We start from the raw sequence: 23,086 nt of genomic DNA on the forward strand, positions 1-23,086 counted from the left end.
GCGCCCTAGCTGTTGAGCAGCAACAGCAGCAGCCCCACGACCAGCACCGCCATGCCCAAGAGGTCGCGCCGCTCAGGCACCGCCCGGCTGGTGACCCAGGCAAAAGCCTGCGCAAACAGGATCTCGACCAGCGCCAGGGTGCGCACATTGGCGGCGCTCGTCAGCGCAAAGCCGATAAACCAGAATTGGGAAGCGGCGGCACCGGCAAAACCGGCCGGCAGCGACTGGCGCCAGGCACCCGCGACCTTGCGCAGGGTAGCGCGATCCAACAGCAGCATCCAGCCCACCAGCAGCGCCGATTGCAGCCCGAGGCCCAGCACCAGCACGACGCTCGAACGCAGCACCGGGGAGCCCGATGGCAGCTCAAGGATCGCGGCACGGAACCCCACGGCGGAAAGCGCAAAGAATGCAGCGGCCAAAATCCCGGTCAGCACCGATTTGGGTCCCGCCGCTTGCGCCCCACCCAGCCGCGACAACAGCAGCACGCCGAGCGTCGCGACGACAATCCCGAACAGGGCCAGGGGCGGCAGCACTTCGCCCAGGAGCAGCAGGCCCGCCAGCGCCACCAGCACCGGTTCGGTCTTGATGATGGCGGTGGTAACGGCAAAGGAGCGGCTTTTCATCGTCCACAGCATCAGTGCCGTGGCGAGGATCTGCGACAGCCCCGCGCCGAGGGCAAACAGCACGGCCCAGCCGCCGATGGCAGGGAGCGGCTCGCCGCTACCCAGTGCCACGAGGAGGAGGAACAGGATGGCAAAGGGCAGGCCATAAAGGAAGCGCACATAGGTGGCGCCCATCGTGCCCAGCGTGCCGGTCAGGCCCCGCTGCACGCCATTGCGCACGGTCTGCAGGGCCGCAGCCGTCAGCGTCGCCGCAATCCAGAACACCGCGCTTCTCCCCTTGTCGCCGCGCCCGCCTAGGCGTCGCGGCGCACGGTTTCGGGGATCAGGCCCTTGGGCGCAAAGCGCAGGGCAATGGTGATCACAAGGCCAAGCACGAAGACGCGCATCTGCGCCGAACGCGACTCGATATCGGGAATGGCGCCCCAGCCGACCGAGCTCGACCAATAGCTGACAAAGTCGAACACGGCGCGCGCCAGGGGTTCGCTCACCACCCAGATGAGCCAGATCAGCACGGCGCCAAACAGCGCCCCCCAATTGTTGCCGGCGCCACCGACGATCACCATCACCCAGATCAGGAAAGTGTGGTTGATGGGCTGGTAGGAGGAGGGATCAAAAATCTGCACGAAGGAAACGAGCATGGCCCCGCCAATGCCCATCAGCACCGAGCCGAGGATAAAGATCTCGAGCTGGCGCCCGGTGACATCCTTGCCCATGGAAGCCGCGGCAATATAGTTGTCGCGGATGGCGCGCATCATCCGGCCCCAGGGCCCCGCGTAAGCGCGCGACACCAGCCACATGACGACTGCGAGCACAAGGATCGCCAGCAGCAGGAAGCCGCCGCGCGCCAGCAGCAGCGCCGACGTACCGTCCCAGCCCTCAGCCTGGTAATATTGCGGCAGCGGCACCGGCCATGGAATGGGAGAGACGGTCAACGTGCCGCGCGTCAGCCAGTCCATGTTCTTGATCAGCGCACGGATGATTTCGGAAATGCCGATCGTGGCGATGGCCAGGTAATCCGAGCGCAGGCCAAGGCAGATCTTGCCGATGACAAAGGCCACGCCCGCTGCCAGCACACCGCCAAAAGCCCAGCCCAGCACGGGATGGAGCCCCAGCCCACCGACAAAGCCATTGCCGGTCGCCTCGATATAGGCGGCGGCCGGATCGATCTGGCTGCGGTAAACGCAATAGGCCACAAACCAGGCAAGAACGATCAGCACCATCTTGGCACGACCGCGCACGCCCAGATGATGGGACTGCTGCGCCCCGATCACCAGCAGCGCGCCCGCGGCAAAGGCGAGGAGCGCGCGCCCCAGCAGCATCGGCCCTTCGGAGGCCCAGAACGCCGGGTCATGGGGATAGGAGATAAAGGTGACGGCCGCGCCCCCCAGCATCAAAAAGCCCATGATGCCGAAATTGAACAGACCGCCATAGCCCCACTGGATGTTGAGCCCGAGCGCGATCAGCGCATAGGCGGCCGCCTCCACGAGGCGGCTCGAGGTGAAGGGCGCGCCGAGCACCCAGCCCACCAGCAGGATGAGGACAAAGAGGCCGCCAAACAGCGCAGCCGAACGCGCGATCATGAGGAAGCTCCCTTGAAGATACCGGTGGGGCGCACCAGCAGCGTAACCACGAGGATCACGAAGGCCACGGTCAGCTTGTATTCGGTGGGCACCAGCGCCAGCGTGGCGGGCAGCTGCAGCCAGTCGGGCAGGATGGCGTTGAGCGGGCGCAGCACCATGGTCCAGTTGAAAACGGCGAGCGTTTCGGCAAAGCCGATCAGGAGGCCCCCGGCAATGGCGCCATAAGCCTGACCCAGCCCGCCCACAATGGCGGCGGCAAAGATGGGCAGGATGATGTTGAAGGCGAGGTCGGGCTTGAGCGTCACATCGAGCGCCAGCATGGTGCCGGCCATGGTCGCCAGCGCCCCTGCGATCACCCAGGTCACCCGGACGACCAGCGCGGTGTTGATGCCCGAAACCTGCGCGAGATCCGCATTGTCGGCCATGGCGCGCATCGCCTTGCCGAGGCGCGAGCGGGTGAGGAACAGGTGCAGCGCAATCACCGAAATGGCGGTGACGACAATCATCAGCGCCTGCGGCTCGGTGATCACCAGCGGCCGCGTCGAGCCCAAGGCCGACATGTCGATGCGGAACACTTCCTTGGTTTCGGTTTCAAAAAAGGAATAGGAGCCGGCGCCGAAAAACAGCCGGATCAGGCCCTGCACCATCAGCGTCACACCGATGGAAGCGATCAGCAGCGTCACCGGCCGGGCCCCGCGCTTGCGCAGCGGCGCATAGAACCCCTTGTCGATCCCCAGCGCGAAGAGCGCCCCTAGCACCATGGCGATGGGCAGCACCACAAAGCCGGTGGGGATGGGCGTGACGATCCCCCAGGCGGCAAAGGCCCCCGCCAGCAAAAAGGCGATAAAGGCCCCCGAGGTCATCAGCTCGGAATGGGCGAAATGGGCAAAGCGCAAAATTCCAAAGATCAGCGTGATGCCGATCGCCCCCAGCGCATAGATCGAGCCCAGCACCGCGCCGGCGATCACCACCTGGTTGATAAAGAAAACAAGTTCGGTCATGCGGGCTGCCAGCACTCGATGAGGGGGTGGATGGTGGAGCGATGATCGGCGGAGGGGAGGTCCATCTCAGCCGCCCAAAAAGCTTTTGGCGACTTCGGGATCGGCGATAAGTTCGGGGCCGGTGCCGCTGAAGCGATTCTGCCCGCCTGCCAACACAAAGCCTCTGGTGGCAAAGGCCAGCGCCTGGCGCGCATTCTGCTCCACCATCAAGATGCCGACGCCTTCCTTGTTGACGCGCACAATGGTCTCGAAGATCTCGATCACATAGCGCGGCGACAGGCCCGCCGAGGGCTCGTCGAGCATCAAGAGCTTGGGCTGGCTCATCAGGGCGCGGCCCATGGCCACCATCTGGCGCTGCCCGCCCGACAATTCCCCCGCCGGCTGGCGCCGCTTTTCGGCCAGCACCGGGAACATCCCGTAGACCCACTCCATGGTGGAGCGGAAATCATCCCGACGGGTAAAGGCCCCCATTTCGAGATTTTCCTCGACACTCATCGAGGTAAAGACGTTCTTTTCCTGGGGCACGAAGCTGAGCCCCTTGGGCACGAGCTTGTCGGGCAGGGAATTGGCGATGTTCTCGCCGCCGAATTCAATGCTGCCGCCCGTGACCTTCAAGAGGCCGAAAATGGCCTTGAGCGTCGTCGATTTGCCCGCCCCGTTTGGCCCGACAATGACGCCGATATCGTGGGGCTCGATGCTCAGATCCACCCCGTTGAGGATCGGTGCGCCGCCATAGCCGCCCACCACATGCTTGAGTTCGATCAATGCCATAGCCGGCTCTCCCCGCGGGCTTGCAGCCGGGTATTCACACGCAAAAGCTCCATTCAAACCGCCTCCACCGGCGTGCCGAAATAGGCTTCCACGATCGCGGGATTGGCCCGGATCTGCGCCATCGGGCCTTCGGCGATCTTTTCGCCCTGCGCCATCACGATCACCGGATCGCACAGCCGCCCGATCAGATCCATGTCGTGCTCGATCACAAAGAAAGTGTAGTCGAGCTCGCGGTTCATCCGCTCGATATTGGCGGCCAGATCATTGAGCAGCGTCTTGTTGACGCCCGCCGCCACTTCGTCGAGCAACACCACTTCGGCATCCACCATCATGGTGCGCCCCAGCTCGAGCAGCTTTTTCTGTCCACCCGAAAGATTGCCCGCCAGCTCGTTGCGCACATGCCCAAGCTTGAGGAAGTCGATCACATCGAGCGCCTTTTGGCGCACCTCCTGCTCGCGCGAGCGCACCAGGCCGGGCCGGAACCAGCTGTTAAAGAGGCTCTCCCCCGGCTGATCGCCCGGCACCATCATCAGGTTCTCGAGCGCCGTCATCTGCCCGAATTCATGGGCGATCTGGAAGGTGCGCAACATGCCGGTGCGAAACAGCTGATGCGGCTTGAGGCCCGTCACATCCTTGCCATCAAAGATCACCGAACCACTATCGGGGACAATATTGCCCGCCACGATATTGAACAGGGTCGACTTGCCCGCGCCATTGGGCCCGATCAGGCCCGTGATGGAGCCTCGCTCCACCTGGAGCGAGCAGTTTCTAACGGCCTGAAGACCGCCAAAGCTTTTGGAGACGTTACGAACGTCAATCACTGCGTCAACGGACACGCGGTTCTGACCCTTGATCACTGGATAGCCAATTGCCCCGCGAACCGGGGCCGTTTGGCCGCATCTGCGCACAAGCTTGCGGACCGGTCAACCGCGCCGGGGGGCGCTAAAGCGCCGCCAGAACCGCGTCTGCGGTAGATTTATTGGGCGCAAAGGGAACATCGTAAAGCGTCGCCAACCGCGTCAGCGCCTTCACGTCAACGTCATGCGGCTGGGCCGAGAGCGGATCGATGAAAAAGATCAGCACATCGAGCTGGCCTTCGGCAATCATCGCGCCCAGCTGCTGATCGCCACCCAAGGGCCCGCTTTTGAGCAGTGCCACCGGCAAGCCGGTTTCCCGCATCACCCTTCCGCCCGTCGTGCCCGTACCCCAGAGCTCGTGCTGGCTGAGCTTGGCCCGGTGGGCATGGGCCCAGGCGGCCATCTCGTCCTTTTTGTCGTCATGGGCCACCAAACCGATCCGCGCCATCGCCTTTGCCTCCAGTTGCCGGCCCACAAAGCATGATGCCGCCCTGCCAGCAAGCGCACGCGCTTCCGCACCCCGACGGGTCACCGCTGTTTCAAACTGCTCCTGCCGATGCTAGGGGAGATCAACACTTTTTGGACCTGAACCCATGACCGCTTCCATCACCCTCACCGGCATTGCTCGTGACCTCCAGGCGCGAGCCGAAAGCGGCAAGCCCATCCGCGTCGGGGTGATCGGCTCGGGGGAAATGGGCACCGATCTTGTGACCCAGATGTCGCTGATGCAGGGCATCGAAATGGCGGCCATCGCCACCCGTCGCCCCCATACCGCGCTTGCCGCCATGCAGATCGCCTATGGCGAAGACAGCAAGGGGCGCACCGCCGACAGTCCCGCCCAGGCCACCGCCGCCATCGAAGCGGGCAAGATCGCCATCACCTCGGCCGAAACCCTCGTCACCACCCCCAATATCGATGTGGTGATCGACGCCACCGGCAAGCCCGGCGTCGCCGCCGATTACGACCTCTTGGCCATGGAGCATGGCAAGCATCTGGTGATGATGAATGTGGAAGCCGATGTCACCATCGGCCCCTATCTCAAGGCGCAGGCCGACCGGCTCGGCGTTGTGTATTCCGTGGGCGCGGGAGACGAGCCGTCCTCCTGCATGGAGCTGATCGAGTTCGTTTCCGCGCTGGGCCTGCCCATCGTCGCCGCCGGCAAGGGCAAGAACAATCCCCTCCGCCACGATGCCATCCCCGACGAGTACCGGGAAGAAGCCGAGCGCCGCAACATGAACCCCCGCATGCTGGTGGAGTTCGTCGATGGCTCCAAGACCATGGTGGAAATGTGCGCCATCGCCAATGCCACCGGCCTCGTGCCCGATGTGCCGGGCATGCACGGCCCCAAGGCCGATCGCGACGACATGGCCAAGATTTTGATCCCGCGCGAAGACGGGGGGATCCTCCACAAGATGGGGGTCGTCGATTTCACCGTCGGCAAGGGCGTGGCGCCTGGCGTTTTCGTGATCGTCAAGGCCGAGCATCCCCGCATCATCGAGCGCATGGATGATCTCCATATCGGCCACGGACCCTATTACAGCTTCTTCCGGCCCTATCACCTGACGAGCCTTGAAGTGCCGCTGACCTGCGCGCGCATCATGCTGCATGGCAAGCCCGACATGGTGCCCCTGCCCCAGCCCGTGGCCGAGGTTTGCGCCGTGGCGAAGCGCGACCTCGCCGTGGGCGAAACCTTCGATGCAATCGGGGAAACCTGCTACCGCTCCTTCACCATGACCATCACCGATAGCCGCGCCAAAGGGGCCGTGCCGGTGGGGCTGCTCGAAGGCGGCAAGGTGACCGCGCCGGTCAAGAAGGGGGAGCTGCTGACTTCAGCCAACAGCCAGCCGGACACCTCCACCCGCCTGTTCGCGCTGCGTCGCGAGCAGGACCGGATGCTGGGCCTCGTTTAAGGCCGCAGCACCACCTTGCCCTTGCGCCCGGGCTCGCCGCTGGCCTTGACCGCCGCGGCGATCTCCTCAAGCGGATAAATACCATCCACCGGCAGGGTGAGCTTGCCATTGGCGGCATCGGCGACAAGCTCGCCGATCATCCGCGCGATCTCGGCCACCGGCGTCTTGGGCTTGGCGGCCCAGAACCCCTTGATCGTCATCTGCCGGAACAGCAGCAGCGCCGGGGTAATGCGCAGCGGCCGGCCGGTCATGGCGCCAAAATTGGTGATCGTGCCGCCATCAGCCATAACCTCCGCCAGATCAGCCGGCCCATCGCCACCCAGCGAATCGATGCCGTGCAGCGCCTTGCCTTCCCCGATCATCGCCCGGGCCTTGTCCTGCCAGCCTTCGCTGGCGATTGAAACGGCATGCTCAATGCCCAGCGCCTTGAGCTCGGCGACCGCCTCGTCGCGCCGGACCAGGCTGATGACGCCAATCCCCTGCTCGGCCCCGAACCGCGCCACGAGCTTGCCCACCGCGCCATTGGCGGCATTCTGCACCAGCCAGTCCCCGCGCTTGAGCCCGAGCTCATGGATGATCATCTTGGCTGAAAGCGGCATCGACACGAGCTGACAGGCGGTTTCGTCGTCGACACTGTCGGGCACCGGCACCAGCCGGGCCGCGTCGCCCAGAAAATACTCGGCCCACGTCGCCTGCCCGCCCCCGGTGACGCGCTGCCCCACCTGCAGAGTGGTGACGCCCTCCCCCAAGGCATCCACCACCCCAAGTGCCTCCGTGCCGCCTGTCGCGGGCAGTTCCGGCTTGAAGCCATAGCTCCCGGCCGCGGTCATCAGGTCGTGATTGTGGATGGGCGACAGCACCATGCGCAACCGCACCTGCCCGGGGCCCGGCTCGGGCTTGGGGCGATCGCCCAGTTGGAGCACCTGCTCGGGCACGCCAAAGCTGTCGTAGATGATGCTGCGCATGATGTTTCTCCTGCATCTGGGGGGTGATCGAAACCACGTCTCCCCATCAGAACGGCGCAAGGCTTGCCCAGGGTTCCCGAGCGGAGTAAATCCTGACCGAACTATTCAGGAATGACTGCGATGTCCGACACTGCCCCCACCAGCGATCCCCGCGCCCCAATTCGTGTTCGCCACGAGACCCGGATGCGCCTGCTCGATGTGGTTGGGGTCACCGACATCACCCCGCGCATGCGCCGGATTTCGCTGCGCGGGGACCTGACCGGATTTGCTTCGCTTGGCCATGCCGATCACATCAAGGCGTTCTTTTTCCCGGACGGGGTCGAGCCCTACACCGCCCCGATCGGGGAGCGGGGTGCTGAATTCCTCCCCGGCAAGCGCCCTGAAATGCGCGACTATACCCCACGCTATTTCGACGTGGCGGCAGGCACGCTCGAGCTCGATTTCGTGCTCCATGGTGATGGCCCCGCCTCGAGCTGGGCCGCCAAGGTGAAGCTGGGCGACAAACTCGTGATCGGTGGCCCGCGCGGCTCTTTGGTTGTACCCGACGCCTTTGACTGGTATTTGCTGGTGGGCGATGAAACCGCCCTGCCCGCACTTGGCCGCCGCATCGAAGAACTCCCTGCCGGCGCCCGGGTGATCGCGGTGATCGAAGTGGCCGACGCTGCCGAAGAGCAGCGCTTCACCACCCAGGCGGACCTGACCCTTCACTACGTGCATCGCAACGGCCAGCCCGCCGGCACGACGAGCCTGCTGCTCGATGCCGTGGCGGCGCTCGAATTCCCGGCCGGCGAGGCTTACGCCTATATCGCGGGCGAAACCAGCATGAGCAAAGCCGTGCGCGCGCACCTCACCGACGAGCGTGGCTGGAACCCCGAATACATCAAGGCCGCCGGCTATTGGCTCCTCGGCACCGCGGACGCCAAGGAGCCCCACTGAGCCGCTGCCGAGCCACGCAATCCTCTTGCTCTGCGGCCCGATCTTGGTGCATATCAACCCGGTCGGAACGGGGCTGTAGCTCAGTTGGGAGAGCGCGTCGTTCGCAATGACGAGGTCAGCGGTTCGATCCCGCTCAGCTCCACCATTTTCCGGCGACGCATGAAAGCCCTGCAACTTCAGGGAGTAGCAGGCCCGCAAAATCAGTCGCGTACCCCAACACGTACCCCATTTGCGTACCCCGTAGAATTAGCCCCAGTATCCATTTTCAGCACCAGGGACTGTGGCCCTTCCGGGTCGCTCATTTCCTGCGCTGATCGGCCGGCGCAAGATGCCTTCCGACCGAGATGTCGGGCAGTCGCCGGGAGTGCTCGCGCTTGGCCGCAATCCTGCCCTGCGGCGAACATGCCCAGCTCGGGGAGCGCTTCATGCACCAGTTCAGGGTCCAGAGCAGGTGCCGTGACATGCTTCTGCTCCTGGCTGACCCCAAACAGCAAATTGGTCCGGTTGCATCTATGGGATCAGGCGATCAGCGCGCAACTGGGTGAACAGGTCATAAAAGGCCTGATCGGTTGGCTGATAGCGGGTAAAGCCCAAACTGCGGCTCTTGCCCATGTCGGTGACGACCTCGATCGGGCGCCCCAAATCGGCGTCGGTATGCCAGGGGGAAGACAGCCGCGAAAGCTCCGGCTCGACCAAGCCGTGGCGCTCGGCTAGCTGCTTCCAGATGGGGGCGTCGCCTTGCATCTGCTGCTCCAGCGTCAACACTGTGCCGTCGAACGGCGCGGGCTCTAGGCCGAACCACTCAGCAATCCGAGCCCACATCCAGCTCCACCGGAACACGTCACCATTGACAATGTTGAACGCCTGATTGGCGGCGGCCGGGGTGGTTGCGGCCCACAGCAGCTGGTGCGCGAGCTGGCGCGCATCCGTCATGTCCGTCAGTCCGTTCCATTGCGCCGCTGATCCCGGGAAGCGGAAAGGACGTCCGAGTTCGCGGCAGAGCGAGGCGTAAACAGCCAGGGTCGTTCCCATGTTCATGGCATTACCGACAGCTTTGCCGATGACGGTATGCGGGCGATGAACGCTCCAGGTGAAGCCGTCGCGCGCGGCGGCGGCAAACACTTCATCTTCCTGTGCATAATAAAAATTAGCGACGTCCAGCCTGCCTTGATCTTCCCGGAACGGGGTTTGTGGCAGCACACCTTTGCCATACGACTCAAAGGGGCCAAGATAGTGCTTGAGCCCGGTGACGAGCGCCACATGGCGGGTACTGTTGCTTGACCGCAATCCGTCCAGCAGATTGCGCACCATGGCTGAATTGACGCGGATATTCTCCGCCTCGCTGTCTTGGCGCAGCCACGTGGTGATGAAAACCGCATCCACTTTGAGGTCTTTCAAGGCTGCCGCCGTCCCTCCGGCGTCCTGCAGATCCGCAGTAACGGGTGTAACCCCCGCCTGTGCAAGGGGACGCCGGGCCAGCCCGTAGACTGTCCAACCCTCCGAAACCAGCAGAGCGGTTGTCGCGCTTCCCACGATACCGCTTGCGCCAACCACCAATGCCGTTTTGGCCATAATCTTCTCCATCATGAAAGGTCGAATTCAGGTCGGGTGCAACTCCCCAGCACAAGCAATGGCGGTGCGAAGTGACCTTCGCACCCCTCTTTCTTCAAGCTGCGCTAGCGGATTGGTCGGTTAAGCCGTTGCTGTCCCAAGGAGCGGAACAAGGAACGCGATCAGCCAGGCGACCGAAATGCTCCGCTGTCAACTGCTGGCATCGCCGGTGCTTGTCCAAACCCACACGGCAAGGTTGGGGTTCCGGACTTCCTACGCTGTCCCAAAGGTGGCGGACCGCATTCTGCGCCGTTGGGCCGAGCAGCAGACCCGGCATGAAGTCCATCCAGGCTGGCTCAGCTTTAGCCATCGATTAGGCTCCGCAAACCGCCTTTGATACCCAGTTAGGCCGACGCATTCCGCCGGCGTGATCGCCTGCGGCACCGTGGTTATGCAAGCACGGGGGCAAACTCTGGTTGGCACAAGCCTGCCCAGCGCTATATGCACCAGAGCTGGACACAGCCGCAGGAATGCCGAACTAAGAATTAGGGCGTGGTGCCAACGAAGTTTTCCTGCCGGCTCGATGCAAAGCAAGCCTTGGCTCGACTCTGAGGTGCCGAGTCGCCAATCTACGCCCTGATTCCAGGATACCCAGTGAACCTTCATCTACACCTACAACCCGCCCCATCCGCTGCGGAAAACGCCGCACCCCTTATTGCGCTGCGGGACGTCGAAAAGACCTATCCGGCGCGCTCCGGCGGCGGTGCCGTCAGTGCTCTGGAAGCCATCACGCTTGAAGTGCCCAAAGGCTCGATCCTTGGGGTGATCGGGCGCTCCGGGGCCGGCAAATCCACCTTGATCCGGCTGGTCAACGGGCTCGAACGCCCAAGCCGCGGACAGGTCGTCGTGGACGGCGTTGAAATTTCCGCCCTGCCCGAACACGCCCTGCGCGAGCAGCGCCGCTCCATCGGCATGATCTTCCAGCATTTCAATCTGCTGGCGCGCCGCACCGCCTATGACAACATCGCGCTGCCGCTCGAGATTGCCGGCGTGCCCTCAGCCCAGATCAAGGCGCGGATCACCCCGTTACTCGAGCTTGTAGGGCTGGCCGACAAGGCGCGGCGCTATCCCGCCGAACTGTCCGGCGGCCAAAAGCAGCGCGTCGGCATTGCCCGTGCCCTCGCGACCAATCCCAAGGTGCTGCTGTCGGACGAAGCGACCTCGGCGCTTGACCCGGAAACCACCGAACAAATCCTGGCGCTGCTGCGCCGCGTCAATGCCGAACTGTCCCTGACCGTGCTGCTGATCACCCATGAAATGTCCGTCATCAAGTCGGTGGCCGATCGGGTGGCGGTGATCGATGGCGGCCGGATTGTGGAGGAAAGGTCGACCTTTGACCTCTTTACCCGGCCAAGGCACCCAACAACGCGCAACTTTGTCGCCAGCCTCACGGGCACCGAACTGCCGGCCCATCTCGCCAGCAAGCTTGCCTCAGATCCCGCAGGCGCGTCGCAGGCGCTGGTGCGCCTGACCTTTACCGGTGGCGACGCGGCCCAGCCCTTTCTGTCCGTATTGACCCGGCAACTCGATCTGGATCTGGGGATTATCCAGGCCAAGGTCGATCACATCGCCGGGCAACCCTTTGGCACCTTGATCGTGGGAGTCCCCGCCGTGCCCACCCAGGTCGCGGCCCTCAGCGAAGCGGCGCAAAAGCTGGGTCTGGATGTGGAGGTGCTTGGCTATGTGGCCTGAAGTTTTCTCCCCCCAGATCCTCAAGCTGCTGTTCTCCTCGATTGGCCAGACCCTTTACATGGTTGGGGTGGCTGGGCTGATCGGCACCCTGATCGGCCTGCCGCTCGGCGTGTTCCTCGCCACCAGTCGGCGTGGCGAACTCTTTGCCGCCCCGGCGATCAACAACGCGATCGGGCTCGTGGTCAATGCGGCCCGTTCCACCCCCTTCATCATCCTCGTGGTCGCCATCGTCCCCCTCACGCGGCTGATTGCCGGCACTTCCATCGGCACCAGCGCCGCCATCGTGCCGCTGACCATTGCTGCCGCGCCCTTTATTGCCCGCGTCATCGAAGCGGCCATTCGCGGCGTAGACCAAGGCTTGATCGAGGCCGCCCGCGCCATGGGCGCGACCCCGCTTCAGATCGTGCAAAAAGTGCTGCTGCCGGAGGCACTGCCCGCCATCGTCTCCGCCCTGACGCTCACCGTCGTCAGCCTGATCGGCTACTCGGCCATGGTCGGGGCTGTGGGGGGTGGCGGCCTCGGGGATCTCGGCATTCGCTTTGGCTACCAGCGCTTCATGCCCGACGTCATGCTCGTCGTGGTGCTGGTGCTGATTGTTCTCGTCCAGGGCGTGCAAAGCCTTGGCGACTTCCTCGCGCGCCGGCTCGACAAGCGCGCCCGCTTCTGACTTTCAACAAGGATGCCTCTATGACCAAGACCTTCCTGCCTGCCCTCGCGCTTGCCCTGACGCTCTCGGCAGCGCCGGCCTTTGCCGAAACCTACAAGATCGGCGTCACGCCCGGCCCACACGCCCAGATCCTCGAAGCGGTTCAGGAAGTGCTGGCCCCCAAAGGCATCGAACTCGAGATCACCGAGTTCTCCGACTACGTTGTGCCCAACGAAGCGCTCGCTTCGGGTGAACTCGATGCCAATTCGTTCCAGCACCAGCCCTATCTCGACAACCAAATCAAGGACCGTGGCTACGACATCGTCTCAGTCGCTACCACCGTGAATTTCCCCATCGGCATCTATTCCGAAAAGCTGAAGTCCATTGAGGACCTGCCCGAAGGCGGCTCGATCGCCATTCCCAACGATCCCACCAATGGCGGCCGCGTGCTGCTGCTGCTCCAGGAAAACGGGGTAATCAAGCTCAAGGACGGCGTCGGTACCGCAGCAAGTGTCGCTGATATCGTCGACAATCCCAAGAACCTGCAGATCCTCGAGATCGACGCCGCCCAACTGCCCCGGACCCTGCCCGATGTCGACGCGGCTGGCATCAACACCAACTATGCCGAGCAGGCTGGGCTTGATCCAGTGAACGGCGCCATCCTGCGCGAAAGCCCCAAGGGCCCTTACGTCAACATCATTGCTGTGCGCAGCGAGGACAAGGACGCCGAATGGGTCAAGGCGCTGGTTGAAGCCTACCACTCCGATGAGATCAAAGAGTTCGTCGACACCACCTTCAACGGCGCCGTCCTGGCGAGCTGGTAAGCCGAACAAAGGGGTGTCGCCGGGCTTGCTCGGCGACGGCCTCTTCCCCTTGCGGCCAAGCCGGAGTCCATGGCAGGGGTGCGTAGCGTCCCTCAAAAGCCGCCGCACCCGGCATCCGGATCCCGTTCATGAACGAAGTTTTCTCCCAACTCGGCGTCTCCATCTTCGAGACTATGTCGCGCCTCGCGGCCGAGCATGACGCGATCAATCTCGGGCAAGGCTTTCCCGAAGACCTGGAGCCGCGTGAAGTGGTCGAGGTCGCCGCCCAGGCCATGCTGGCCGGCCCGCACCAATACCCGCCCATGCGCGGGCTCCCGGCGCTGCGCCAGGCCGTGGCCGAGAACGCTCAGCGGCACTTCGGGCTCGAGGTCGATTGGCAGGCCGAGGTGATCGTCACTTCTGGCGCTACCGAGGCCCTGGCCGCCGCCTTTCTGGCGCTGCTTAACCCCGGCGACGAAGTCATCCTGCTGGAGCCCGCCTACGACTCCTACCGCCCGCTGGTGCAGCGCGCCGGCGCCAATGTGGTGCCGGTCACCCTCGAAGCGCCGCACTGGACCTTGCCGCGCGAGGCGCTTGAAGCCGCCGTAACCGCCAAAACCCGCGCCATTGTACTCAACACGCCGATGAACCCGACCGGCCACCTCATGGGGCTCGATGACCTCCAATTCATCAGCGAGCTGATCAACCGGCACGATCTGGTTGCGATCTGTGACGAGGTCTACGAACACCTGACCTTCGACGGCCGCCGGCATACTCCGCTGATGAGCCTGCCGGAGGCCCGTGCGCGTTGCGTGCGCATCGGCTCGGCCGGCAAGTCGTTTTCCGTCACCGGCTGGAAGGTCGGCTATGTCACCGCCGATGCTCGCCTGCTCGGCCCCATTGCCAACGCCCATCAATACCTGACCTTCACCACCCCGCCTGCTTTGCAGACGGCGGTTGCTTACGGCCTGCGGCTGGACGCTGACTATTTCGACGGATTGCGTAGCAAGCTGCAGCAGCGGCGCGACCTGATGGCCGGATCGCTCCGGCAAGCCGGGTTCACCGTGCTGGATGCCCAGGGCACTTATTTCCTCAACATCGATATTTCGGCCTATGATCCCGCCGGGGACGATGTCGCATTCGCGCAACGGCTGGTGCGGGAAGCCGGCGTCGCCGCCATCCCCTTATCGGCCTTCCACAGCGACGGCCGCTCCAGCGGCCTCTTGCGCCTGTGCTTTGCCAAGACGCCGCAAACCATCCTCGCCGGCGTCGATCGCCTGCGTGATTGGCGCGCAAACAAGAACTGATCGACATCCCGGGCTGGCTGGTCCAAGCAAGCCAGTCCGCCTGCGCGTTTGGGGCCGTTCCAGTCCAGGCCGAAATCCCGGCAGAATGAGATCGGCTCGTCAAAGCCGGCCAGGAGGGTGACCTTGATTGCCCTCAAACTCGTCGTCTCCCCAGTCTCGGGGAGGACTGCTGCCAAGCTCGTCCCCTCTGTGACCAGCGCTCTCATCAACCATGGGAACAAACCCGGCGGCCAAGGCAAGCACCGTTCCCCATGGCGTCAAGACCTCGACGCTGTCGCGAGGCAGGCTGTGGGTGTCGCCGTAGCCCAGAAAAGACCAGGATTTCATTCCGGCACCCCAGATCAGGAACGGCTGCCCCTCGAGGGTTATCATTGTTCCTTGCGGCAGTGACGCAGCCGGCGCCCTGCGTGTAAGCTTTTGCCGCTTGGGCGAAACCCGTTCGGCATGGAGTTTGGCGTCCAGTTCCTTTGCGGTAGGCGGCTGGTCAAGGCCATGCCCCTTCGCCCAAGCTGCAAGGAAGCGCTTATAGTCTTTGTTGCGGCATTGCGCACAAGGTCGATGCCCGGCCGACAAGGCGGTCGCCTCATCCAGGAAAAAGAGCTCGGTATAGCTGTCGGGGGCCATCAGCTGACGGCGCCGAGTGCCAAAGCAAAGCACACAGGTGACCCAATTGGGGTGACGCCATCGTGCAGTCCCGAGTTCCCTGCCGTCCTTGTGCAGTATTCCACGGTTTCCCATCAAAGCACCCCTTGATGGATCAACGACGATTTCCCCATAGGGCGTAACGCGGTTCTGAAGGGGCATGAGACTCCATGACCAATCGGCAGAGTTGAGGTCCTCGACGTGGGCCGCTAGCTCCGGAGGAGCCTGTGGGCCTGCTCCATGGATTCAATGGAAAAACTCGTCTGCAGCGTCCGCCCGGCCGTAGCATTTTCACCCTGAACCAATCGGGCAACGAGCCCGGCGCTGACGGCGAGCACATGGGGCGCGCACCTCGGCACGCACCCCTTCAGGAGCCTCAAAGAACTCCGCTCCAGCCACTCCGTCTAACTTCGGCTCGCCTGCCAACCATTAATGCCGAAGCTGAACCAGGCGTCCCGGGGTCTAGTGAGCGCCCACAGCCGCTTCTACTTCTGCCAGACTGTGTCCGGTCAGGTCCTTGTCGAGCTCGCCGAGCAGGATGGCTGACAGGGACTTGTGGTATCGCTTGCGGAACTCGCCCAAGGAACGGGGAGCCGCAACAATAACCATGTTTTTGGCGGCGCCACTCAGCGCCATGCCGTTGAGCACGTCGACAACGCCGGCGGAAAATCCGTCTTCTGCCTGCTGACCGTTGTCTGGGTTGGACGAGCTGCTTTGATGTCCACCCGAGCCGGAGCCGCTTGCATCCACGGGCGCCTTTGGCTCGGCGGCCAGCTGCAGGCGGCCTTCATCTCCTGTGTTCCGGAACAGGTTTAGTTTCTCGCCGTCAGCAACGGCAACAATCGTGCCATGGGGCAACTGCATATTATTCTCCTTGGGGGGTCCCACACTAACAAGTGAAACTGCATCCCGTTCCTTGCCCGTAGCAACTGGCCGGCCTCGTTCGTCGTGGATTGCATGAGCAGACCATCGCGGACAGCACAGTCACATCCGTGTTCAGATGGCCTTGCTAAGGTCGTCACCGAAAGGAGGAACATGCCATGAAAGTCGTTGCCAACATTGATTTCGACGGGAATTGCCGAGAAGCCTTCACCGCCTATGCGAGCATTCTTGGTGGCGAGATCCGCGCCATGATCAGTCACCGCGACATGCCCGAACTTGCGCCGGGCATCTCCGAGGACCGTCTTGACCGGATCGTGCATGCATGGATCGATATCGGCGATCAGGCTCTGATGGGCCAGGACCTGCAGGATTTTTCAGACCGCAGCGGCTACAGCGTCACCATTGCCGCCGATTCCGTCGAGCAAGCCCGCCGCATCTTTGGGGCGCTGTCCGAGGGAGGAACGTCGCTCATGCCCTTCGAGCCGCAGCCATGGTCACCGGGCTTTGGCATGACGATGGATCGCTTTGGTGTCACCTGGGTCATCGACTCGCCGGCCGCAGACTGATCAGGCGCCCTGTACCCAGCCCCCTCGCAAGGGGCTAGGGAAGGCCAGCGAACTGAAACGGTTCGGCGGGCTGGAATTGATTGTTGGCCCTGTCCGAATAGATGTTCATCTCGTTGGGGCCCAGATCAAGCTTCATCACCTTGCCACTGGCTGAAAGATCGAGCTTGGCTATATCGACCCAGAAGATATTGGGCGTCATTGCCGATTCAAAGAAGTAGCGCTTGCGCTTGTGGTCCGAAACCGTGCGCCAGCGCGTCGAGGAAATATTGGGCTGATCGGGCGTGCTGATGCCAAAGGGCACCGACACATTGCGGATCACGCTGAAGGCAGCCGCGATGGTTTGCACCGGATCGTCGGTCTTGGGAATGGCCTGCACGTAAAAGGAAGCGCGCGCGAAGCGGTCCGACGCCCGGTTCGTGCCGGGCAGAAACACGGTGCCGCCGATCTGCTCCCAATATTCCTCCATCGCCAGCTGCTTTTCGAAGATCGGTGAATTGGTCATCACCTGATAATCGCGGCTGTGGTGGATGACCTGCTTGCCACCGACATATTCGATGATCGCGCTGTCTCCACTGGCATCCGACAAGGCCAGGTGCAGGGTGGCCATCCTGTCGTCGCCCGGCACTTTGTCCGTGACGATGACAAAGGGCTCTTGCGCCAGCGCCTCGACCGCTACCTGCACCGACGCAAAATTGTCGAGCACATACTGCGTCCAGGCGGCGATAGTCAGGCCTGGCCGCGTGCCGTCATAATCGGGATAGGTGGATTCGGCCAGCCACAGCAGATTGGCAACGAGGCCCGCCTCGTTCATCCCGTCCGTAGTCGAGTTGTCATGGGCCGAAGCGACAACGCTGCCATAGCGGGAGGTCCACTGGATCGAATTGGGCCCTGCCTGGCCCGAGCGCTGCATTGCCTGCGGGAACGCCCAAAGATCGGTGGCGATATCGGTTTTCCAGTCCATGGAGCGTCCGGTCACGACCTGATCGTCTCCCCCCAGATAAACAAACCGCGTGCACATGCTGGCCTCCCCACAGATGGAGCCGGTTCATTACACCCGTGCCGTTTGACCACTCATAATCGCCGGCAAGCAAATCTACTCGATTGCCGGATACTTGCTTCCTTGATAGGGCCAAGCCGTCCGGCGGCTTCCCCGCATGGTTCCCTTTTGCGGACATCAGCACCTGTATCAGCAGTGTTGGTCCTGAATTGTTCACGTGAAACAGCAACAAGGTGACACGGGCAATCAACAAAATTACCGATAAAATGTACGTTTTGTTCGTACATGGAGCCTACTGGGACAGCAGTCTCCGATTGGAAACGGCACCTCCCCTATAGGCGATGACCATGTCGACTGAGTTGAACGCTGAGCTGTCCGAAATTGCCGAAGCACAAAGGATGGCCAAGCTGGGCTTTTGGTCCTGGGAGCCTCACACCGGCAAGTTCTCCTGCTCGGAGGAGGTTTTTCACCTGCTGGGACGTGACCCCGCCACGTTCCAGGTCACGCTGCAAAGCAGTTTGGAGTGCATCCATCCCGATGACCGGGAGGCCGTCCGGGAGAACCTGCGGGCAACAATCGACAAACGGCAGCCGCACAGCACCCAGGCACGGGTTGTTCTGGGTGACGGTCAGTTCCTGCACTTGTGGTCCAGGACCCAACCTGTCCTGGGCACCAACGGAGAGGTCATCGAGGTCAAGGGGATCTGCCAGGACGTCACTGCCCGGGTGCTCGCCGAGGCTGCCCTGCGCGAAAGCGAGGACCATTACCGCCATGCGATTGAACTGAGCCCGCAAATCCCCTGGACCGCCGACGTTGACGGCAACCTGCTGGAAATCGGCCCCCGCTGGCCCAGACTCATTGGCATGACCCGCGAAGAAACGCTGGGGAAAGGCTGGTCCAGGGCACTTCACCCGGACGACGTGGACGCAGCGGTGGCATCCTGGCAGTCCGCAGTAACCTCAGGGCAACCGCTCGACATCGAGTATCGCGTCCGCCGCCGCGATGGCAACCACACCTGGATCCGCGTCCGGGCTGCCGCTCGGCGCGACTCGGAAGGTCGCGTGGTGCGTTGGTATGGTACCGCCGAAGATGTCCAGGCCTACAAGGCGGCGGCCAGCGCACTCAAGGAGAGCGAAGCGCGTCTCGCAGCATTGCTTGAAAGTACCGGCAACTGTGTGGTCGTTGTCGACGAGAACTGGCGCGTGACCTATCGCAACCAGCGGGCGCTCAATGCCACGGGTAAACCGGAAAACTTGCGGCTCGGCCAAACCCTGTGGAAGGCGCTGACGCTTGATCCCGACAGCGAGTTTCGCGAGCGCCTGCAAGCCGTAGCCGAGATCAGACAGCCGGCGGAATTCGAGACCTTCGTTCCAGGGCTCGATGTCTGGTTCGAGGTTTATGTCAGCCCCTATGGGGACGGACTGTCGATCTTCTTCCGGGACATCACCGAGGTGAGGACGGCGAGAGACAGGATCGCCCATCTCGCCCACCACGACGCCCTCACTGGATTGTCGAACCGGGCGCATTTCCTGCAGCGCCTCGACAGCGACCTCGATGCTGCTGTCCGCAACGGCGGAAGCGTGGCTGTGGTTTATCTAGATCTGGACGACTTCAAGGACATCAACGACACCCTTGGGCATGCCGCGGGCGACGCTCTGCTCACGACCGTGGCTAAACGGCTTGAAGCCGTTGTCCCAGGATGCGTGGCTCGTATCGGTGGGGACGAATTTGCCGTTCTGCAAACCGCCGATGTCAGCGAAACTACCCTGGCTGAGTTGACCTTGAGGATGCGGGACGTGCTGGCAGAGCCCGTTTCCTACCTGGGCGCCGAGCTATCATGCAAAGCCAGCTTCGGCATTGCCATGTATCCCCAGAGCGACCCGCAGCCGGCCGAGCTGATGAAGAACGCCGACATGGCCTTGTATGACGCGAAAAATTCCGGCGGCAACCGTCTGGCTTTTTTCAACCCAGCCGCCAGGCACCGGCTCCAACAGCGTGTGTCGGCGCTGTCATGCGCCCGAGACGCGCTTGAGCGCGACGCCGTCTTCCCTTTTTATCAACCCAAGGTGTCGCTGAGTACCGGCGAGTTGTGCGGGTTTGAAGCCCTTCTGCGCTGGAGTTCGCCCCGCCACGGCGTCCAGCCACCGGGCCTGATCAAGGAAGCCTTCGACGATCCGCTGCTTTCGGTCGCCTTGGGCAAGCGCATGCTCCAACGGGTCGTTGCCGATATGAAGCTCTGGCGGGATCAAGGCATCGATTTTAGCAGCGTCGCCATCAATGTTTCGGCCCAGCAATTCTTCCGGATGGACCTGGCGACCACCATTCTGAAATCGCTCCAGACAGCTGGACTTCCGGCGAGTTGCTTTGAGATCGAAGTGACCGAAACGGTGTTCCTCGAAGACGACTCAGGGACAGTCGCTCGTTCCCTGCAGCGTCTGCAGGAAGGCGGCGTGAGCATTTCTCTGGACGATTTCGGCACCGGATACGCGTCCCTGACCCATCTGAACAAGTTCCCGGTGAGCTGGCTCAAGATCGACCAGTCCTTTGTCAAAAATCTCGGCGTGGATCCCAACGCAACGGCCATCGTCAAGGCAGTCATCGGCTTGGCCCATGCGCTTGGCATCAAGGTCGTTGCCGAAGGCGTGGAAACGACTGAGCACTGGGACATCCTGCGCACCAACAGCTGTGATGTTGCTCAGGGATATTTGTTGGCAAGGCCGATGGCCGCGGAGCGCGTGCCCTATTACGTCAGGCACTTAGTAAGCTCCATGGAACTCGAAGCAACCTACGACCGCTCGAGTGCAAGTTCCGCCTGACCCCGCGCGAGTTGCACATGGGGTGTGGCCTATCGAGGAGGTAACGGGGTAACCCCGGTTTTACCGGGCCCCGACCCTGCCGCCCTTGTCCCGGTGCAACGCAAAAAACAGCGGCTCAAAGCCCCGGCAATCCATCATGCCGAGCAGGAGGTCAGGGGTGACCCTCCGGAAGGAGTCAATAATGGGCTGCCGGTCATAGATCATCGACATGGTAGGCACACCCCGGCAGGTAAGCGTCCGCAAGCGCGCAGTGGGTTTATCCGTCGCCATGGCGCGATAGCCCAGCCGGAACAGCAACCGGACGGGGCCCAGCCGTTGCAGGCGGGCTGTAGCATTGTTAAGCGGCAAAAAGCGCGGATTCAGCGCGACAGGCGAGCTGGTTCCAAACAGCAGCGGAAACACCCGTTCTTCGTCCAGAAACGCCTTGCCGTACCACTGAAAGGCTTCCAGCATGCCATCGAGAACATGGCCCGTTGGTATTGAAGCGCCCCTCCACCTGCCGATGATCTCCACCAGGTTTGGCGAAGGCAGGCGGTCAAACTGGTCGAGCGCAGCCTCCAGCGAGCTTCCCTCTTGCTGCGCGCTCGCGATCCAAAGTTCCGTGTCCAGCATAGCGTTACCATCCCAATTCTAAGCAGGGCCGCCACTTCCTGCTCGTCGCGGCAATTCTAAGGGGGCGCGGGCCGCACGAAAAACCGTTGCTCAACACCAGCGCAAAATAGACGACTGAGTTCCTAGGGATTGTTGAGACAAAGCCCCGATCGGCGCAGGCTAGAGACATGGGGGATCCTTGTAGAGCCCGTGTTGAGAAGGAAGCCAACGTGTCTCTTCAACCTTTAGCACTGTTGCAGCGTCCCCTTGGGTGGGGACTTGTGGCCCTGTTGCTGGGCAGCGTTTCGACCGGTGCTGCCCTCGCGCAAGACGCGCCCGTGCAGGGCGGAACGCTGGTCTATCTGGAACAACAGGCGCACACCAATCTCTACCCGCCCGCCGGCGGTTTTTATCCCAATAGCGGCATCCTCAACCAGATCACCGACAAGCTGACTTGGCAGAACCCGGCAACGCTCGAGATCGAACCCTGGCTGGCCGAGAGTTGGCAGATCAACGCGGACGCCACCGAATATACATTCAAGCTGCGCCCGGGCGTCACCTTCTCGGACGGCACGCCATTGGATGCTGCCGCAGTTGCCAAGAACTTTGACACCTTCGGCTTGGGCAACAAGGACCTAGGCTATCCGGTGGCCGAAGCCATCAACAATTATCGAAGCAGCGAGGTCATCGACCCGCTGACCGTCAAGTTCACCTTCAGGGCCTCTGCGCCAGGCTTCCTGCAGGCGACCTCGGTGATCGGCTCGGGCATCGTCGCCCCTTCCGTTCTCGAGCAACCCTATGACGAACTGGGCGACGCCACCAAGATCATCGGCTCGGGCCCCTTCGTGGTGGAAAGCGAAGTGCTGGGCCAAAGCCTCACCCTCAAGGTGCGCGAGGATTATGCCTGGGGCCCACCCGATATCGGGCACACCGGCCGCGCCTATCTCGATGCAATTCAGCTCATCGTCACGCCCGAGGACAGCGTGCGTATCGGCGCGCTACTGTCCGGGCAGGCCGATTTCATTCGCCAGATCCAGGCCTATGATGAAGCCCAGGTGGAAGCTCAGGGTTATCTGATCCACTCCGCCCCAACGCGCGGCGTCAACAACAACGTCACTTTCCGCCCCGAGAACCCGATCGTGGCGGACATCAAGGTGCGTCAGGCGCTGACCGCCGCCACCAATGCCGGCGAGATCGTTTCCACCCTGTTTTCCTCCCATTACCCGCAGGCCACCTCGGTGATCGCCTCGACTGCCGCGGGCTATGTGGACCTCTCCGACAAGCTCGCCTTTGACCCGGAAAAGGCCAAGGCCCTGCTCGATGAGGCCGGCTGGGTTGTGGGTGCCGATGGCATTCGCGAAAAGGACGGGGTCAAGCTCGAACTCAGCGCCTATGAGTCGCTGCCCCAGCCGCAGAACCGCGCCACCCTCCAGCTCCTCAGCCAGCAATGGGCCGGCGTGGGTGCCAAACTCAATGTTCTGGCGGGCGACTCCGGCAGCGCCACCCAGGACAATCTTGATCCCCTTAAGACCCCGCTCCGTCCCGCTATGGTGGGTCGTGCCGATCCGGACGTGATCAAGTCGAACTTTTACCCCACCAACCGGGACTCCCTGCTGCAAAAGGGCGGCACCAACCCCAATGCCACTTGGGAGGATCCCGCGCTCAACGAGTTGCTGCTCGCCATTGCCGCCGAGCCGGACACGAAAAGGCGGCTGGACCTGACTGCCGATGTCCAGGCCTATCTGCTCGACCAGGCCTATGTGATCCCGATCTTTGAAGAGCCGCAGGTCTTTGCCGGAGCGCCCTATGTCCGGGGCATCGGCTTTGACGCAGTCGCCCGCCCCAGCTTTTACAACGTCTGGCTGGCGCCTCGTTGATCCCCCTCGCTGC

Annotated in this window: 21 protein-coding genes and 1 tRNA gene; 10 read left to right on the plus strand and 12 right to left on the minus strand. The window is 62.8% G+C overall.

Annotated features, from left to right (window positions below):
- Positions 1–5 precede the first annotated feature (5 nt).
- The 6 genes from HRQ64_RS00365 to HRQ64_RS00390 all read right to left on the minus strand — a co-directional run bounded on the left by HRQ64_RS00365 (position 6) and on the right by HRQ64_RS00390 (position 5,280).
- Positions 6–887 (minus strand): EamA family transporter, encoded by an 882-nt coding sequence (locus tag HRQ64_RS00365; protein ID WP_172121573.1) that lies wholly within the window; start codon positions 885–887, stop codon positions 6–8.
- 29 nt (positions 888–916) lie between these two features.
- Entirely contained in the window at positions 917–2,203 is a 1,287-nt protein-coding gene (locus HRQ64_RS00370) for a branched-chain amino acid ABC transporter permease (RefSeq protein ID WP_172121574.1), read from the minus strand.
- Positions 2,200–3,204 (minus strand): branched-chain amino acid ABC transporter permease, encoded by a 1,005-nt coding sequence (locus tag HRQ64_RS00375; RefSeq protein WP_172121575.1) that lies wholly within the window; start codon positions 3,202–3,204, stop codon positions 2,200–2,202. Before HRQ64_RS00375 ends, HRQ64_RS00370 begins: the two co-directional genes overlap by 4 nt.
- A 66-nt stretch (positions 3,205–3,270) precedes the next feature.
- Complete coding sequence (locus tag HRQ64_RS00380) at positions 3,271–3,975, minus strand: ABC transporter ATP-binding protein (protein ID WP_172121576.1); 705 nt, start codon at positions 3,973–3,975, stop codon at positions 3,271–3,273.
- 53 nt (positions 3,976–4,028) lie between these two features.
- Positions 4,029–4,811, minus strand: a complete 783-nt coding sequence (locus HRQ64_RS00385) for an ABC transporter ATP-binding protein (RefSeq protein ID WP_172121577.1) — start codon at positions 4,809–4,811, stop codon at positions 4,029–4,031.
- 106 nt (positions 4,812–4,917) lie between these two features.
- Positions 4,918–5,280: a methylglyoxal synthase gene (locus HRQ64_RS00390; protein ID WP_172121578.1), complete on the minus strand. Its 363-nt coding sequence runs from the start codon at positions 5,278–5,280 to the stop codon at positions 4,918–4,920.
- 145 nt (positions 5,281–5,425) lie between these two features.
- On the opposite strand from HRQ64_RS00390, the gene HRQ64_RS00395 reads away from it, so the two are divergent.
- The gene (locus tag HRQ64_RS00395) at positions 5,426–6,742 is read left to right on the plus strand and encodes an NAD(P)H-dependent oxidoreductase (RefSeq protein ID WP_172121579.1); all 1,317 of its coding nucleotides are present in this window, start codon (positions 5,426–5,428) and stop codon (positions 6,740–6,742) included.
- Here the strand turns inward: HRQ64_RS00395 and HRQ64_RS00400 are convergent.
- Positions 6,739–7,707: a zinc-binding dehydrogenase gene (locus tag HRQ64_RS00400; RefSeq protein ID WP_172121580.1), complete on the minus strand. Its 969-nt coding sequence runs from the start codon at positions 7,705–7,707 to the stop codon at positions 6,739–6,741. The two genes, HRQ64_RS00395 and HRQ64_RS00400, sit on opposite strands and share 4 nt — an antisense overlap.
- Before the next feature lie 120 nt (positions 7,708–7,827).
- Between HRQ64_RS00400 and HRQ64_RS00405 the strand changes: the two genes are divergently transcribed.
- Positions 7,828–8,643: a siderophore-interacting protein gene (locus HRQ64_RS00405; protein WP_248307144.1), complete on the plus strand. Its 816-nt coding sequence runs from the start codon at positions 7,828–7,830 to the stop codon at positions 8,641–8,643.
- Positions 8,644–8,712: 69 nt separating this feature from the next.
- A tRNA-Ala gene (locus HRQ64_RS00410) sits at positions 8,713–8,788 on the plus strand.
- Between the two features lie 365 nt (positions 8,789–9,153).
- Here HRQ64_RS00410 and HRQ64_RS00415 read toward each other — a convergent pair.
- Positions 9,154–10,215, minus strand: a complete 1,062-nt coding sequence (locus HRQ64_RS00415; protein ID WP_172121582.1) for an SDR family oxidoreductase — start codon at positions 10,213–10,215, stop codon at positions 9,154–9,156.
- A 693-nt stretch (positions 10,216–10,908) separates the two neighbouring features.
- On the opposite strand from HRQ64_RS00415, the gene HRQ64_RS00420 reads away from it, so the two are divergent.
- The 4 genes from HRQ64_RS00420 to HRQ64_RS00435 all read left to right on the plus strand — a co-directional run bounded on the left by HRQ64_RS00420 (position 10,909) and on the right by HRQ64_RS00435 (position 14,702).
- Entirely contained in the window at positions 10,909–11,946 is a 1,038-nt protein-coding gene (locus HRQ64_RS00420) for a methionine ABC transporter ATP-binding protein (protein ID WP_172124705.1), read from the plus strand.
- On the plus strand, positions 11,936–12,613 hold the full coding sequence (locus tag HRQ64_RS00425) for a methionine ABC transporter permease (protein ID WP_172121583.1): 678 nt from the start codon (positions 11,936–11,938) through the stop codon (positions 12,611–12,613). The genes HRQ64_RS00420 and HRQ64_RS00425 overlap by 11 nt, the downstream gene beginning before the upstream one ends.
- Before the next feature lie 20 nt (positions 12,614–12,633).
- Complete coding sequence (locus HRQ64_RS00430; RefSeq protein ID WP_172121584.1) at positions 12,634–13,416, plus strand: MetQ/NlpA family ABC transporter substrate-binding protein; 783 nt, start codon at positions 12,634–12,636, stop codon at positions 13,414–13,416.
- 128 nt (positions 13,417–13,544) lie between these two features.
- Positions 13,545–14,702 carry an aminotransferase gene (locus HRQ64_RS00435; RefSeq protein ID WP_172121585.1) on the plus strand — a complete coding sequence of 386 codons (1,158 nt, stop codon included), beginning with the start codon at positions 13,545–13,547 and terminating at the stop codon, positions 14,700–14,702.
- Between the two features lie 99 nt (positions 14,703–14,801).
- Here HRQ64_RS00435 and HRQ64_RS00440 read toward each other — a convergent pair whose 3' ends face one another.
- Both HRQ64_RS00440 and HRQ64_RS00445 read right to left on the minus strand, forming a co-directional pair.
- Positions 14,802–15,506, minus strand: a complete 705-nt coding sequence (locus HRQ64_RS00440) for a hypothetical protein (RefSeq protein ID WP_210258475.1) — start codon at positions 15,504–15,506, stop codon at positions 14,802–14,804.
- Between the two features lie 300 nt (positions 15,507–15,806).
- Positions 15,807–16,208, minus strand: coding sequence for a host attachment protein (locus HRQ64_RS00445; protein ID WP_172121586.1), 402 nt, complete (start codon positions 16,206–16,208; stop codon positions 15,807–15,809).
- A 176-nt stretch (positions 16,209–16,384) separates the two neighbouring features.
- Here HRQ64_RS00445 and HRQ64_RS00450 point away from each other — a divergent pair, with 176 nt between their 5' ends.
- Complete coding sequence (locus tag HRQ64_RS00450; RefSeq protein WP_172121587.1) at positions 16,385–16,792, plus strand: VOC family protein; 408 nt, start codon at positions 16,385–16,387, stop codon at positions 16,790–16,792.
- Positions 16,793–16,826: 34 nt separating this feature from the next.
- Here HRQ64_RS00450 and HRQ64_RS00455 read toward each other — a convergent pair whose 3' ends face one another.
- A complete protein-coding gene (locus HRQ64_RS00455) occupies positions 16,827–17,810 on the minus strand; it encodes a linear amide C-N hydrolase (RefSeq protein WP_172121588.1) in 984 nt (327 codons plus the stop codon).
- A gap of 326 nt (positions 17,811–18,136) precedes the next feature.
- Here HRQ64_RS00455 and HRQ64_RS00460 point away from each other — a divergent pair, with 326 nt between their 5' ends.
- Positions 18,137–20,605, plus strand: a complete 2,469-nt coding sequence (locus HRQ64_RS00460) for a GGDEF and EAL domain-containing protein (protein WP_172121589.1) — start codon at positions 18,137–18,139, stop codon at positions 20,603–20,605.
- Positions 20,606–20,665: 60 nt separating this feature from the next.
- Here HRQ64_RS00460 and HRQ64_RS00465 read toward each other — a convergent pair whose 3' ends face one another.
- Positions 20,666–21,217 carry a GXWXG domain-containing protein gene (locus tag HRQ64_RS00465; protein ID WP_172121590.1) on the minus strand — a complete coding sequence of 184 codons (552 nt, stop codon included), beginning with the start codon at positions 21,215–21,217 and terminating at the stop codon, positions 20,666–20,668.
- Positions 21,218–21,477: 260 nt separating this feature from the next.
- Between HRQ64_RS00465 and HRQ64_RS00470 the strand changes: the two genes are divergently transcribed.
- Positions 21,478–23,073 carry a TIGR04028 family ABC transporter substrate-binding protein gene (locus HRQ64_RS00470; RefSeq protein ID WP_349236650.1) on the plus strand — a complete coding sequence of 532 codons (1,596 nt, stop codon included), beginning with the start codon at positions 21,478–21,480 and terminating at the stop codon, positions 23,071–23,073.
- Positions 23,074–23,086: the final 13 nt, after the last annotated feature.

It is taken from the genome of Devosia sp. 919 (genome assembly GCF_013185965.1).
Lineage (GTDB): Bacteria > Pseudomonadota > Alphaproteobacteria > Rhizobiales > Devosiaceae > Devosia.

Coding starts and splice junctions, on each gene's coding strand:
- HRQ64_RS00370 (WP_172121574.1), bottom strand. CDS start 2,203: ATGATCGCGCGTTCGGCTGCGCTGTTTGGCGGCCTCTTTGTCCTCATC.
- HRQ64_RS00375 (WP_172121575.1), bottom strand. CDS start 3,204: ATGACCGAACTTGTTTTCTTTATCAACCAGGTGGTGATCGCCGGCGCG.
- HRQ64_RS00380 (WP_172121576.1), bottom strand. CDS start 3,975: ATGGCATTGATCGAACTCAAGCATGTGGTGGGCGGCTATGGCGGCGCA.
- HRQ64_RS00390 (WP_172121578.1), bottom strand. CDS start 5,280: ATGGCGCGGATCGGTTTGGTGGCCCATGACGACAAAAAGGACGAGATG.
- HRQ64_RS00395 (WP_172121579.1), top strand. CDS start 5,426: ATGACCGCTTCCATCACCCTCACCGGCATTGCTCGTGACCTCCAGGCG.
- HRQ64_RS00400 (WP_172121580.1), bottom strand. CDS start 7,707: ATGCGCAGCATCATCTACGACAGCTTTGGCGTGCCCGAGCAGGTGCTC.
- HRQ64_RS00405 (WP_248307144.1), top strand. CDS start 7,828: ATGTCCGACACTGCCCCCACCAGCGATCCCCGCGCCCCAATTCGTGTT.
- HRQ64_RS00415 (WP_172121582.1), bottom strand. CDS start 10,215: ATGGCCAAAACGGCATTGGTGGTTGGCGCAAGCGGTATCGTGGGAAGC.
- HRQ64_RS00425 (WP_172121583.1), top strand. CDS start 11,936: ATGTGGCCTGAAGTTTTCTCCCCCCAGATCCTCAAGCTGCTGTTCTCC.
- HRQ64_RS00430 (WP_172121584.1), top strand. CDS start 12,634: ATGACCAAGACCTTCCTGCCTGCCCTCGCGCTTGCCCTGACGCTCTCG.
- HRQ64_RS00435 (WP_172121585.1), top strand. CDS start 13,545: ATGAACGAAGTTTTCTCCCAACTCGGCGTCTCCATCTTCGAGACTATG.
- HRQ64_RS00440 (WP_210258475.1), bottom strand. CDS start 15,506: ATGCCCCTTCAGAACCGCGTTACGCCCTATGGGGAAATCGTCGTTGAT.
- HRQ64_RS00445 (WP_172121586.1), bottom strand. CDS start 16,208: ATGCAGTTGCCCCATGGCACGATTGTTGCCGTTGCTGACGGCGAGAAA.
- HRQ64_RS00450 (WP_172121587.1), top strand. CDS start 16,385: ATGAAAGTCGTTGCCAACATTGATTTCGACGGGAATTGCCGAGAAGCC.
- HRQ64_RS00455 (WP_172121588.1), bottom strand. CDS start 17,810: ATGTGCACGCGGTTTGTTTATCTGGGGGGAGACGATCAGGTCGTGACC.
- HRQ64_RS00460 (WP_172121589.1), top strand. CDS start 18,137: ATGTCGACTGAGTTGAACGCTGAGCTGTCCGAAATTGCCGAAGCACAA.
- HRQ64_RS00465 (WP_172121590.1), bottom strand. CDS start 21,217: ATGCTGGACACGGAACTTTGGATCGCGAGCGCGCAGCAAGAGGGAAGC.